We start from the raw sequence: 13,073 nt of genomic DNA on the forward strand, positions 1-13,073 counted from the left end.
CGGTGCTGATAATAACTTTCAGTAATTAATTGCAGTAAGTGTAGTAGCGCCACATGCAGGGTTGTCGACGGTGGGAGAGCATCAAGGGGGAATGCAGCGGGTTTTTGAGTTTTTTTGACTATAAAACAAAATGTTAGTGCTATTTTTCTGTTTGTGTCCGGCAATTCTGATAATAAACCGGCGCTTGTTGTCGGGCCCTGCAGGGCCCGACAACGGGCAATCAGCGAAACGGTGGCTCGTTGAACGTGCGAAGTTTGCGTGAATGCAGATGGTCGCCTTCTGCGCGTAACAGATCCATCGCGCAGATACCGATTTGCAGATGCTCGGAGATGGCACCTTCATAAAAACGGTTGGCCTGACCAGGCAGCTTTATTTCACCGTGTAGCGGTTTGTCCGAGACGCACAGCAGCGTGCCGTAAGGCACTCGGAAGCGATAGCCTTGTGCTGCAATCGTCGCGCTTTCCATATCGACGGCCACGGCGCGGCTCAGGTTGAAACGCAGGGCGGAGACGGAGTAACGCAGTTCCCAATTACGATCGTCGGTGGTCACCACCGTACCGGTACGTAGCCGCTGTTTCACCGCTTCGCCCGCCATGCCGCTCACCATTTTGGTCGCGTCATACAGCGCGCGTTGCACCTCGGCGATGCTTGGAATGGGGATATCCGGCGGGAGCACGGCATCAAGCACGTGATCGTCGCGCAGATAGGCGTGCGCCAACACATAGTCGCCAATGGTTTGGCTTTCGCGCAGCCCACCGCAGTGACCAATCATCAGCCAGGCGTGCGGGCGCAGCACGGCAAGATGGTCACAGATGGTTTTGGCATTGGACGGCCCGACACCAATATTGATCAGGGTAATGCCCGGCCCTTGCTTGGCGATCAGGTGATAAGCCGGCATCTGGTGTTTCTTCCAGGCAACATCGGAAACGCACGCTTCGGCGGTAGCGTCTTTGCCGGTGAGGAAGATGCCGCCAGCCGCAGCGAGCGCCTCGTAAGGGCTATCCGGATCGGCGATTTGTTCACAGGCCCAACTGACAAACTCATCCACATAGCGCGTGTAGTTGGTGAACAGGATATAAGGCTGAAAATGCTCAATGGCGGTGCCCGTGTAATGGCGTAATCGCGCCAGAGAGAAATCGGTACGTAAGGCGTCAAAATGCGAAAGCGGGAAACGGGTATCGGTGGCGTGAAACAGACCATCAGCGGTTTCATCACCAATTTGCGCCAGTTCCGTGGTGGGAAAGTGCTGCGAAATCCCGGCAGACATCGAGCGTTCCAGCGTCAAATCAGAGCCGTCAATCACATAAGGAAAGGGGATTTCCTGTTGCGACGGGAACACCTCAATGTGCGCGCCATACTCTTCTACCAGTAAGGTCAGTTGCTCAGAAAGATAACGGCGGAACAGTGCGGGTTGCGTGACCGTGGTGCTGTAACTTCCGGTATGCGTGAAACGCCCGTAGGCGCGGGTGCGGCTTTTCCCTTGCTGTACGCCATCCCAGCTTACGCGCAATTCCGGGTAGACGAACAACCCGTTGCGGCGAGCTTCTGCATCGGGCAAGGAGCCATCTGTCACGTAGGCTCTAATGGCTGCGCGTAACGCGTTGACCGCATCATCATACTGCGAACTCAGTAAGTCCAGCGCTTGTGCGGCCGTGAGGGGGGCAGGGGAACCACAATGCTTCATCGCTCTTCCATCCTTTTTGGGTTATCTCCCGCAATGTGATTGCGGTGGTTACACCCAGCATAGATCAGCCACGTGACGAAACGTATAGCCATTGTTCTGTTTGGTGAGGCTTTGAACAATATCTCGGTAGCTCCCTGCGCCATTCCCACCCCCACCGTCATTCCCGCCCCCCACCGTCGTTCCCGCGAAGGCGGGAATCTGCTACAGGGGAAACGCATTCCTTCTGTCAGAGATCCCCGGCTTTCGCCGAGGATGACAAGAGTGATGCCGAGGATGACGAGGGGTAAGTGACCTAGTCGATGAGGTACTATTACGCGCGATCCCAGTGAGATTGAGCTTCACCGTTAATGTAGAGCGTACGCTGGTCCTGCGCAGGCAGGCGAACATGCAGGCGTTTCCAGGCAGGAGCAAAGTCACCTTCCTGCGTGAAGGTCACATCAATGCGTGAGTTGTCACTGGTGATGTTCCAGCGCAACCACAGCGCATTACCTTGCTGCCAGCCATGGGTTTCGCCATCATCTTCAAACAACAGGCCGCTGTCCTGACCTTTGCCGCACGGTGGGAACAGCAGCAGATCGCGCTGATCGTCCGTTTGGTGATCGACGTGCTTCAGGCGTGTAGAGGTCGGCAGCATCGCCCCGGCGCGGACCAGCAACGGCAGGCGTTCCAACTGCGCATCCAGAGTGATGGTTTGTCCGCCGCTGAACCAGGTGCCGGTGTAGAAATCGTACCAGCCAGACGCGTTCTTCGGCAGGTAAACCTGACGCTGACGCTGACCTTGTTCAACCACGCTGGCAACCAGCAGATCGCGGCCCAGCAGGAAGTCGTCGGTTTCCTGGAACGTGACGGCATCGTGTTCGTGGTCGAGGAAGGTGGGGCGCAGCATCGGCTCATCGTCCTGGCTGGCGTGCCACAATTGGGTGTACAGGTAAGGCAGCAGGCGATAACGCAGCGCAATGGCGTCGCGGATTGCCGGGGTGACTTCCGGGTACATCCAGGGTTCGTTGACCGTGTGATCGTCATTCCAGGAGTGAATGGTGAAACGTGGGTGCATCACGCCGTTTTGTACCCAACGTACGAACAGTTCCGCATCCGGCTTATCGCCAGAGAAACCGCCGACATCGTGACCGACGTTGTACAAACCGGAGAGACTCATACCAACACCCATGCGGGTGTTATAGCGCAATGTGGTCCAGTTGGTGCGGTTATCGCCGCTCCAGGTCTGCACGTAACGCTGCATCCCGGCGCAGCCGGAACGGGAGATCAGGTAAGGGCGTTTTTCCGGCGCAAAGCGCTGTTGCGCTTCCATCGACGCACGCATCATCAGCAGCGGCATTACCGGGCGAATGTGCTTGATGGCAATCGGTTTGCCAAAGCCAAAGCAGCGCGCTTCGCCGTCCCACACTTCATATTCGTTGTTGTCGTTCCAGGTGGAATCGATACCCATTTCCAGCAGTTGCGAGGTCACGTTATCCTGCCACCATTTCACCGTTGCCGGGTTGGTGAAGTCAAGGTGTGAGCCTTCATCGTCCCAGAAACAGGAGCGTTCTGGCGCATCTTGCTCGGAATCACGGATAAACAGTTGTTGCTCTGCCACCTGTTGGTACATCGGGTGGTCTTGTAACAGGCACGGCTTGATGTTGGCGGCCAGTTTCAGACCGGCATCGTGGAACGATTGGCTCAGCACCTTCGGTTGCGGCACTTTGTCGTAGTTCCAGTTAAACACGTAACGTTTGTTGCCAATCGAGGTGTAGCCGGATGACAGCTGGAACGAATCACACGGGATAGCATGCTCTTTACACAGCTCGATGAATTTCAGCAGTTGTTGCTGCGCATCGGGGGCGTCGGTGTAGTGCATGGTCGAACCGCTATAGCCCAGGCTCCATTTGGGGCCAAACAGGGTTTTACCGGTCAGACGCACGAATTTCTTGGTGACATCCAGCACGCGTGGGCCGAGGAACAGGTAGTAGTCGAGATCGCCTGCTTCTGCGCTGTAGCGACGGTAAGCAACGTGGTAGTTATCCAGCTCGTTACCCAGATCCAGTCGGGTGCTGCTCAGGTTGTCGTAAAACATCCCGAAGCTGACGTCACCGCGACGAGTGATGGTGAAGGGCACGTGTTTGTAGAGTGGATCGGTTGACTGCGCGTTGTAACCCATGGCATCGAGGTTACGCATTTCGTAACGGCGGCCAGCGCGGTTCAGATCGCCCGCCTTCTCACCCAGTCCGTAATACTGTTCCTGCGGATGGCGACGCTGATAGTGCTCAACGCCATCACCGTGGGCATTCAGCAGGTACGCACTGGTGTGGCGGTCGGCGGCCAGCGGCTGCCAAACACCTTGTTGATCGCGGTATTCCCATGACAGCCACAGCGGTTGATGCACGGTAACGCGCAGTTTATCGGTAGCGACTTGCAGACCGTCGTCAAGTGTGGTCAGGGTAAAACCGGGCAGGGCAAAGCCCGCGGTGCTTTCGCGCTCACGTCCTTCCCATGCCACATCTTTCCCTGCTTCCGGGGCGATGCTCCAGGTGCGATCCAGGGCAAGTTCCCCTTTGCGTTTGATCAACACACGAAACAGGTCATTTTCCAGCACATACAGGCGAAACAGATGCTGGTTGTCCACGCTGATTTCAACAAACGCTTGTGTTTGTTGGTTTAGCACCCAGTTTTTCAAAATTTTCATAGCAACGTTCCAAACTAAACAATCGAAGACATCACAGTACGACAGGCCTTGTGGTAACAAGGCCTGTCGACAACACGTTATGCAGCGCGCGCTTTGTTACGACGCTCGGCGATGAAGGTAACCAGGAAGATGGCACCAATCAGGTCAAAGAAGCCCATCGCGATAAACAGCGGGTTGTAGCCGATTTTGTCTGCTGTCACACCAATCAGCAGTGAGAACAGGAAGCTGGCGATCCAGGCAAAGGAGCCGCGCATCCCGTTGACCGTTGCCATTTGGCCTTTTTCGAACGACTCAACCACCAGCGCACTCAGCATGCAGGAGATGATCTGGTGACCAAAACCACCGATGGAGATCAGCAGGATGGTGATGTACGGGTCTTTCGTCAGCGCCACCATTGCCAGAGAAATCATCAGGAACGCGCCGGTCACGGAGCTGGCAACCACGGAGTTGACGCGGCTGCAACCAAACAGACGGGTATAGACGCGGGTCAGATAGCCACTGGCGATACTGCCCAGGTCAGCGGCCAGGAAGGGCAGCCAGGCGAACATGGCGATCTGTTTCAGATCCATCCCGCGTTCTTTCGCCAGATACAGCGGCACCCAGAAGCTCAGCACGGCCCAGGCCGGCTCTGCCATAAAGGCCGGAATCGCAATACCGTAAAAACGTTTGTTTTTGCCGACGGTTTTCAGTGCGGTGAAGAAAGGCAGCTTGACCGGTGCCGCTTCGTTATCCTGCTTGATGAATTCCAGCTCGGTTTTGCTCAGGTTCGGGTGCTTCTCCGGGTCATAATAGAACAACCACCACAGAACCACCCACAGCAAGGCCAGCGCACCAGAGAACATGAACGCACCCTGCCAGCCGAGGAAGCTGTGTGCCACCACGATGATAGGCGGTGCTAACATGGCGCCGATGGAGAAGCCGACACCAGCCCAACCGGCGGCGATCGGACGTTCTTTTTTCGGGAACCATTCGCCGAGCGTTTTGGCGTTGGCTGGGGTCGCCGCTGCTTCTGCTGCGCCCATAAAGAAGCGCAAAATCGCCAGATGTAGCCAACTGCCGGCGCCAGCATGGAGCATACACATCACTGCCCAGATGGAAGCACACACCAGAAAGCCGATTTTCAAGCCAATGACATCAATCAACCAGCCGCACAGGGGTTGGAAAATGGTATAGGCCAATTGGAATGCGCCAACGATCCAGGAGTATTGCTCCGTGGTGATCCCCATGGTGGCTTTCAGTTCAGGCGCCAGGATACCTAACGCGTTACGTGTAAGGTAGTTAACAGTAACGCCTAAAAGGAACAGCCCCAAAACCCACCAACGCAGGTTTTTGATTTTCCGTTTCCCATGCACTGCGGGTGCAGCGTTGTCAATATTGAGACTCATGATAATCTCCGTCAGAGGGTGATGATTGATTTGGCCTGATAAGTTATTCTTTCTGTTACACCATCAGTAACCTAAAATACTCACCCTATCGCTATATTCTGATTATTTATATTAAAATTCAGGTTGTTATATAAGACTCTTTTTGAGGTGCTGTTTTCTCAATTGGTCTACCAATTAAGCCTAAATGAGATAATCGATGTGGGATACGCTCTTTTTTGCAAAAATTTTCATAAGGCTGGCTTATTTTAGCGTTGGGCATAAAAAACGGTTAGGATATGGGCAGTTTTAGCATGAAAATTTTTTCATCTTCAAATTTGAAGGGGATCACAAAATGAATGGAAAGCTTAAAATCAAGGAAATTGCGGCACAAACTGGGCTTTCTATCAGTACGGTATCTCGCGTGTTGTCAGGCAAATTTAACACCAGCGAAAACGCCAAGCAGCGCGTGATGGCCTGTGCGCGAGAGTACGGTGTGCTTGATGATATCGCCTCTGGACGCCTGTTAATCAACGGAATTATGGTGTTTGCGCCGTCGCGAGCGTTTGATTCGCGGTCTGACATCTTTTACTACAAAGTGATCCAGGGCCTGGTCAATGCGCTGACGCCTCATGAGGTGCGTTTGCGCTACTGCGGGCTGGAAGAAAACAACAGTGATGCGGCCCTGTTTCTGGAAAAGATGAACGATCCGTTGACGGAAGCGGCCCTGCTGATTGGGATTGATGACCCCTATATTCACGCCCTGGCGGCGGATTTGGGCAAACCCTGCATCCTGATTAACAGCTATGACAGAAAGATGCGTTTACCCAGCGTCTCGCCGGATCACCGTTTGATTGGCGAGGTGGCGATGCACTATTTGATTGAGCAAGGGCACCATAACATCCTCAATCTGGTCTGCCTGCGGCGCTATACCATGGAGTGGCGTTTACAAGGGATACGCGAAGCGCTGAACGCCCATAATCTCCCCTTTGATGAGACCTGCCATCTGCTGCTGGCCAACGGCTTCAGCGCGGCGGAAAGTGAACGTGCATTGACTGAATTTCTCGCGCAGTGCCCGGAAGAAAAGCGGCCAACCGCCATTCTGGCAGGCGGCGATTTTATGGCGTTAGGGGCAATGAATGCGTTGCAACGTGCGGGGATTCGCGTACCGCAGGATATCTCCATCATGAGCATTGATGGTTTTAATTTGTTGGCGCTGCATGATATTCCGCTGACCTCGCTGCATGTGCCGCGCGATGAATTGGGAGAAGAAGCGATCAGGTTATTGCAGCAGCGTCTGGCATCGCCCTTACGCCCTGCCAGCAACATTTTGCTGCACGGCACCATGGCGCTTAATGCCTCCGTCAAACGACTGCGCGCCAGCCGAACACCAGCGCGCGGAGATGAAGAGAAACTCTACGATTAAGACGACTCACGCCGCAGCGCAGAGCAATGTTGCGTGAGTGACCGCTTGCTCAGCTTAGAACCACTGGCCGAAACGTCGGATATAGATGCGTTTCATCACCTGAGTGAGCAGGCAGTAGCTCAGCAGGGTAGCGACCAGCCAGGGGAAATATTCCCACGGCAGCGGCGTTAAACCGATATACGCCCCCAGCGGAGAGAACGGAATATAGATACCAAGCGCCATGACCAATGCGGTGGTCAGCATCACCGGCAGGGCCGCGGTGCTTTGGATAAAGGGAATTTTCTGCGTGCGCAACATATGCACGACCAGGGTTTGCGACAACAATCCTTCAATAAACCAGCCTGACTGAAATAATGCCTGATGCTCGACGCTGTTGGCGGCGAACACATACCACATCACAGCGAAAGTGGTAATGTCAAACAACGAAGAGGTTGGGCCAATCCATAGCATAAAGCGACCAATATTCTTCGCATCCCATTTGCGCGGGCGTTGCAAGAACGACTTATCCATTTTGTCCCACGGCAGGCTGAGCTGGGAGATATCGTACATCAGGTTTTGCAGCAGCAAATGGATGGCCAGCATCGGTAAAAAGGGAATAAAGGCGCTGGCAACCAACACGGAAAATACGTTACCGAAGTTGGAACTGGCAGTCATGTTCAGGTATTTGATGATATTGCCGAAGGTCTCACGCCCAGTGATCACCCCTTGTTCCAACACCATCAGGTCTTTTTCCAGCAGAATGATTTCTGCCGACTCTTTGGCGATATCCGTAGCGGTATCCACCGAGATACCGACATCCGCATCACGCAGTGCCGGGGCATCGTTGATGCCATCCCCTAAAAAGCCGACGGTATGGCCGTTACGCTGCAACATTTTCAGTACGCGCGATTTTTGCATCGGCGTCAGCTTGGCAAACAGCGTACGCTGCTCCACTTCGCGCGCCAGCGTGGCATCATCCATTTTATCGATATCAGCACCGAGCAGCGGCTGGTCTGCATCAAGCCCGACATCGTTGCACACTTTGCGGGATACCACCGGATTGTCACCCGTAAGCACTTTAACTTGCACCCCGTTTTCTCGCAGTGCGGTGATCGCGCAAGCGGATGAGGGCTTCGGGGGATCGAGGAAGGTCAATAGGCCATGGATTACCAGGTCCCGCTCATCGGCTTCGGAGAGTGGGAAGTGGTAATCGCTGGCACCAAATTCACGTGTTCCTATCATTAATACACGGAAACCTTGCTCGTTATAACGCTCAGCCAGTGCAAGCAGCGCGCTACGACGGGCATCATCCAGTGGAAGTCTTTCGCCGTTATCGTCGATATGGGTCGCAATGGTGAGCATCTCTTCTACCGCGCCCTTACAGATCAACTGGTACTGCTGGTTTCCGCTGTTGATTAAAATGGACAGGCGGCGGCGAATAAAATCAAAGGGCAGCTCATCGATTTTGTCATGCTGGGTTAGCGCCGCAATGTCCGGTTTTTCCTTGCCGAAGCGGATGATGGCCTTGTCCATCAGATTTTTCATCCCGCTTTGGTGGAAGCTGTTCAACCAGGCCAGTCTCAGCACCTGCTCGCTCTCTTTCCCGTTGACGCACAGATGGTGTTCGAGAATGATGCGATCCTGCGTCAATGTGCCGGTTTTGTCGGTGCAGAGCACATCCATGGCACCAAAGTTCTGAATGGCATTCAGATGCTTGACGACCACTTTGCTGCGCGACATTCTGATTGCCCCTTTCGCCAGGTTGGCGGTAACAATCATCGGCAACATTTCTGGCGTCAGCCCAACCGCGACGGCCAGCGCGAAAAGCGCCGCTTCGGCCCAGTCACCTTTGGTAAAGCCGTTAATCAGCAATACCACTGGCACCATCACCAGCATAAAGCGGATCAACAAACGGCTCACGCTGTTGACACCGCGATCGAACGCGGTTTGCGCACGGGTTCCTATGATGGATTTAGCCAACGAACCAAAGTAGGTGTGATTACCGGTAGCCACCACCACGGCTTTGGCGATGCCGCTGGAGACATTGGTGCCCATCAGGCAGATATTGCCCATTTCCAGCAGCGATTCTCCTTCCTGGCCGCTATGCGTCTGACACGATTTCTCTGCCACATGGGCTGAGGTGTCATATTTCTCGACGGGAAGGGATTCACCGGTGAGGACCGCCTGGCTGATAAACAGATCGCGCGATTCAACCAGTTTTACATCCGCAGGCACCATGTCCCCTGCCGAAAGCAAAATGATATCGCCAGGCACTAACGCTTGCAGCGGGATCTCCTGGCATTCTGCGCGGGCATTGGAATGGGCACGGCGCAGTACGGTGGCGGTGGTGCGCACCAGCGATTTCAACGCTTCTGCTGCCTGATTGGTGCGGAATTCTTGCCAGAAACGCAGCAGACCGCTCAGTGTTACCATGACCAGAATGATAATGGTGCCCGTTAAATCGGTCTCTTCTCCACGCTGCAAGGGCAGCCAATAATCGGTAAACGTGCCGATGGCGGCCAACGCCAGCAAAATAAAAATAAAAGGGTTATTAAAGGCGCCGATGAGCTGGGTCAACGCGGGGGGCGCTTTCTCTTGTGCCACCTGATTGGGGCCGTTTTCAAGTAAGCGCTCTTTGGCCTCTGCCTCAACCAAACCGTCCAGGTTGGTAGAAAGTGAGGAAAGGGTGCTATCAAGGCTTTTTACCGCTTCGTCTGCAATAAGGTAGCTTTTTTTTACCGACTGCTTACGGCGAACGGGCAAGTTTTCTAACATCTGAGTCATAACCGTTACTCATTTTTTAGCACATCGCTTTCAGGACGTCTTTTCAAGGGCCGTGTTTTTTAAGGGCGTAAAGAAGCCGTCCTTCAAAGGCATGATGTGCAAACGGACTAATTGTTATGCGTGACAGAGAGGACGGAGAAGCAAACGTGCTAGCGTGTCATCCCTTGCTACGCGTTGTAGATTGCTGACTGGGGTGATCGTCCATTTCGGCTCCTTAACCGCTGAGAAGCGATAGATTGAACGTAATGATGCCGGAACGCCGGGATCGCAGGAATCTCCGAAGAAACCAGACGTGTATTCAGTATCATCGCTTGAAGGTAAGACGGGTGAGCGTTGTCATAACGGCTCCGCCGCTGCCTGAAAGCGAGGGATTACTGGATATAAAGGCGCTGTTGGCCGGGAGGAAAGAGTGCGTAAGTGTAGAGATGCATCCTGATGCTTCCTGTGTGTACGGCTTTTCATATCCGCCGTCTTGGATGAACGTTTAACAGGGATGCAATTGTGATCGTAATGCTGATTGCGTCGCCCGCCGTTACCGGCAAGCAACGCACATTAGGGTGTGTCAGTTTGCCGGAGAGGTAATGCTGTTGTTGCTTCTGTTTTTACCATCGATGTTTTCACGAACGATGTTTTCACAACGTGTATCGCTTTGACTGTCCAAAAAAACGCTCTCCGTAGTTATACTGCGCGTACTATAACGGTTGAATTATAAACGTATCTGCAACGCGTGAGTGATTCATATCCGTTTCACGAGAAATGTGAAGCCTTCAGCCTTTTGCCCGCGTCAGTACGATAGAACACGCATAGCGATCGGCGGGGTGCACCGAGATGGTGGTTTCAAACGTATTGCCGTCTCGATCCAGATAGCGGCGAACAATCTTCAGCGCTGGCGATCCGGGCTCAACGCCCAGCACCTTGGCAATTTTCGCCGACACGGTGACCGCAGAGATGGTCTGCCGTACCTCTTCGCTTTGAATGCCGTAGTGGGTTTCGATCAGATCGCTGATCAGCGCGAAGGGATCGCTGCGTACCAATTGGCGCACTTTGGTGAAGGTGGCACTGGCGTAGCTGTCCGTCCAACATATGGGCGCATCTTTGTTTTCACTGTCTTCCCGAATGCTGGCAACGTGTAGCCAGCGAGATCCCGGCTCACAGCCGATGGTCTGTGCCAGATCGTAGTCAGCAACGACTTCATCAATCCTTTTCACGACACGCGGATTATTTTTCGCCAGAAAAAACAGATCTTCCAGACAGGCCAGCGGGTGATTCAACCCTTTATGCTGCGCTTTGTCTGCCACTTGTGTGCCCAACCCCTTGCGCCGCGTGATCAATCCCTGCTCGGTCAAATCGCGCAGCGCCTCCCGCATGGTGTGTCGGCTGACCTGATAGTGTTCGCACAGCGCCATTTCCGTCGGTAACAGGGAACCCACCGGGTATTGTCCGGAGAGGATTTGCTGTGCAAGTTCACGCGCAATGCGTCGATACAACGATTCTTTTATAGGCAACGGTTTTTTTCCCGCATAACTGATCAATATCACAAAGCTGCGCTAAAGCGCTTTCGCTTTTATGTCCGTACATTCTATCTTGTTCGTACATTCACAATGTCCGTACATTTGTAATTGTTCGTACATTTAAACGTGCTTGTACATAAACAATAGTACAGATAGGTGAGTACCCGATGCGCCTGTCATGCCTGTTAACAGTATTGGCTTACTGGCAACCCCATTGCGGCATGACAGGCGCAGTTTATCACTCTTACTCTCATTTCAGGATGCTTTTATGGCTTCGAATGTGCTTGATTCCGTACTGTTTCGTGATGCCTTTGGCACGCCAGCAATGCGCGCCGTTTTTGACGACCACGAACTGATTAGAAAATATGTCATCGTTGAGGTAGCGCTTGCCAAAGCGCAGGCACGCTGTGGCGTGATCCCTGAGGCAGCGGCGCAAGAAATTGCCCAGCGCTGCAATGCCGATACGCTGGATTTCGATCTGCTGCGCCATGAGACCGAAATTGTCGGTTACCCGATTCTGCCGCTGGTGCATCAAATCTCCAAACAGGCGGGTGAGTCCGGTGGCTTTGTTCACTGGGGGGCAACCACTCAGGACATCATGGACACCGCTGTAGTGTTGCAAATCCGTGATGCTTTCGAGCTGATTGAGCAGGAAATCAAGACATTGCGTGGGACGCTTGCCGGTCTGGCTAAGCGTTACCGTACTACGCCGATGGCGGGGCGCACCCATTTGCAGCAGGCGTTGCCGGTAACCTTCGGCTATAAAGCGGCTATCTGGCTGGATATGTTCGATCGCCATCAGGAGCGTCTGGATCAGGCGCGTCCTCGCATTCTGGTTGGGGAATTTGCCGGTGCCGCCGGAACGCTGGCCTCTCTGGGTGATAAAGGCCTGGAGGTTCAGAAAGCGCTGATGGAAGAGCTGGGATTGGGTGTGCCTGTCTCTACCTGGCATGTGGCGCGCGATGGTTTTGCCGAAGCGGTTAACCTGCTGGCGCTGATGACCGGTTCGCTGGGCAAGATTGCCTATGACGTGATGTTGATGGCATCCAATGAGTTTGGCGAACTGTATGAACCCTTTGTGAAAGGCCGCGGTGCCAGCAGCACCATGCCGCAAAAACGTAATCCTATTTCGAGCGAATTGATGCTGGCATGTGCCAAAGGCGTGCGGCAGCAAGCCGGTTTGATGCTAGATGCCATGGTGCAGGATCTCGAACGCGCCACCGGGCCGTGGCATGCAGAATGGATCGCCATTCCTGAAAGCTTCATTCTCTCCGCCGGTGCTCTGCATCAGGCCAACTTTATGCTCAGCGGTCTGATCGTGGACGAGCAGGCGATGGCGCGTAATCTCGATATGACCAAAGGACTTATCGTAGCAGAAGCCGTCATGATGGGGCTGGCGCCTTATATTGGTCGGCAGGATGCGCACGATATTGTCTACGACGCCTGTCGTATCGTGAATGAGAAGGGCGGCAGACTGGCGGATGTGCTCAATGCGATGCCGAACGTGGCGGACCGTCTGGCTCCGGAACTGATTGAGCGTTTGACCGATCCGACCAACTATCTGGGTATGGCGCCAGAAATGGTCGATCAAGTGCTGAAAAGCTCTGCCAGCCGGTCGTAATGTCCGGCGTTCACCCGCTCTACG

At 54.0% G+C, this 13,073-nt stretch carries 7 protein-coding genes; 2 read left to right on the plus strand and 5 right to left on the minus strand.

Going from position 1 to position 13,073, the window contains the following annotated elements; translation table 11 throughout:
* Positions 1 to 220: 220 nt before the first annotated feature.
* The 3 genes from J5067_RS00395 to J5067_RS00405 all read right to left on the minus strand — a co-directional run bounded on the left by J5067_RS00395 (position 221) and on the right by J5067_RS00405 (position 5,752).
* Positions 221 to 1,684, minus strand: coding sequence for an AMP nucleosidase (locus J5067_RS00395; protein WP_264650168.1), 1,464 nt, complete (start codon positions 1,682 to 1,684; stop codon positions 221 to 223).
* Between the two features lie 310 nt (positions 1,685 to 1,994).
* Complete coding sequence (locus tag J5067_RS00400; protein WP_264650169.1) at positions 1,995 to 4,367, minus strand: glycoside hydrolase family 31 protein; 2,373 nt, start codon at positions 4,365 to 4,367, stop codon at positions 1,995 to 1,997.
* 77 nt (positions 4,368 to 4,444) lie between these two features.
* The gene (locus J5067_RS00405) at positions 4,445 to 5,752 is read right to left on the minus strand and encodes an MFS transporter (protein ID WP_264645945.1); all 1,308 of its coding nucleotides are present in this window, start codon (positions 5,750 to 5,752) and stop codon (positions 4,445 to 4,447) included.
* Between the two features lie 331 nt (positions 5,753 to 6,083).
* Between J5067_RS00405 and J5067_RS00410 the strand changes: the two genes are divergently transcribed.
* Entirely contained in the window at positions 6,084 to 7,154 is a 1,071-nt protein-coding gene (locus tag J5067_RS00410; RefSeq protein ID WP_264645946.1) for a LacI family DNA-binding transcriptional regulator, read from the plus strand.
* 54 nt (positions 7,155 to 7,208) lie between these two features.
* Here J5067_RS00410 and mgtA read toward each other — a convergent pair whose 3' ends face one another.
* Both mgtA and J5067_RS00420 read right to left on the minus strand, forming a co-directional pair.
* Positions 7,209 to 9,917, minus strand: a complete 2,709-nt coding sequence (gene mgtA, locus J5067_RS00415; RefSeq protein ID WP_264650170.1) for a magnesium-translocating P-type ATPase — start codon at positions 9,915 to 9,917, stop codon at positions 7,209 to 7,211.
* 767 nt (positions 9,918 to 10,684) lie between these two features.
* The gene (locus J5067_RS00420; RefSeq protein ID WP_319801697.1) at positions 10,685 to 11,416 is read right to left on the minus strand and encodes a GntR family transcriptional regulator; all 732 of its coding nucleotides are present in this window, start codon (positions 11,414 to 11,416) and stop codon (positions 10,685 to 10,687) included.
* Between the two features lie 280 nt (positions 11,417 to 11,696).
* Here J5067_RS00420 and J5067_RS00425 point away from each other — a divergent pair, with 280 nt between their 5' ends.
* Positions 11,697 to 13,049: an adenylosuccinate lyase family protein gene (locus J5067_RS00425; protein WP_264645948.1), complete on the plus strand. Its 1,353-nt coding sequence runs from the start codon at positions 11,697 to 11,699 to the stop codon at positions 13,047 to 13,049.
* Positions 13,050 to 13,073 lie beyond the last annotated feature (24 nt).

The organism is Candidatus Symbiopectobacterium sp. NZEC151, assembly GCF_025962655.1.
GTDB lineage: Bacteria > Pseudomonadota > Gammaproteobacteria > Enterobacterales > Enterobacteriaceae > Symbiopectobacterium.

What these genes read in the sequence shown, in the direction of transcription:
- J5067_RS00395 (WP_264650168.1), bottom strand. Translation starts at nt 1,684, where the DNA reads ATGAAGCATTGTGGTTCCCCTGCCCCCCTCACGGCCGCACAAGCGCTG.
- J5067_RS00400 (WP_264650169.1), bottom strand. Translation starts at nt 4,367, where the DNA reads ATGAAAATTTTGAAAAACTGGGTGCTAAACCAACAAACACAAGCGTTT.
- J5067_RS00405 (WP_264645945.1), bottom strand. Translation starts at nt 5,752, where the DNA reads ATGAGTCTCAATATTGACAACGCTGCACCCGCAGTGCATGGGAAACGG.
- J5067_RS00410 (WP_264645946.1), top strand. Translation starts at nt 6,084, where the DNA reads ATGAATGGAAAGCTTAAAATCAAGGAAATTGCGGCACAAACTGGGCTT.
- mgtA (WP_264650170.1), bottom strand. Translation starts at nt 9,917, where the DNA reads ATGACTCAGATGTTAGAAAACTTGCCCGTTCGCCGTAAGCAGTCGGTA.
- J5067_RS00425 (WP_264645948.1), top strand. Translation starts at nt 11,697, where the DNA reads ATGGCTTCGAATGTGCTTGATTCCGTACTGTTTCGTGATGCCTTTGGC.